Source organism: Veillonella sp. 3627 (assembly GCF_003992195.1).
In the GTDB taxonomy this organism is placed as follows: Bacteria; Bacillota; Negativicutes; order Veillonellales; family Veillonellaceae; genus F0422.
The window spans coordinates 1-572 of record NZ_RQVG01000026.1 but is presented as its reverse complement, the minus strand read 5'-3'; the positions used below and the strand labels follow the sequence as shown (position 1 = coordinate 572).

Here is a 572-nt window from a genome sequence, read left to right as displayed (position 1 = left end):
GGAAATGTAACATCTGGCTTGCAAAAATATGGTGATACAGTAGATGGAAAAGAAGTTCCAGGTTCCACAAAAGCTAATAATGGCTTAGTTGACTTATCCAAACCAGCAAATGGAGATGCACCAAAAGTAAGCGACAACACAGCCGCTACAGTAGGTGATTTACGTAACATGGGTTGGATTGTGTCTTCAGATAAAACAACAGGTGCTAATGGAACAACAACAGATACTGAATATTCTGAGGCAGTGAAAAATGCTAATGAAGTACGATTTGTCGGCGAAGGTAGTGCTATTGTATCTGGTAAAACAGAGGGTAATATTCGTACTATCACTGTAAAAGTGGATAATCAAACAGGTATTAATAAAACTGTAACTCCTGTTAATTACACAAAAGCAGATGGTACTAAAGTATATCCTAAGACGGTGACAGATCCAAAAACAGGTAAAGAAGAAGTTAAATTCTTTGAAAATCCAGATGGATCTGGTGCAGTAGTTTCTAAAGGTGATGTGGTTACATCTATCAATGGACCAGAAGGCACAACAAGCCCAACTACATTGAAAAATGTGAAAAACAA

General features: G+C 37.4%; 1 protein-coding gene. It reads left to right on the top strand.

Annotated features, from left to right (window positions below):
* Positions 1–572 (top strand): Hia/Hsf adhesin N-terminal domain-containing protein (locus tag EO114_RS07780; RefSeq protein ID WP_206168681.1); only part of this gene is annotated, 572 nt, incomplete at both ends.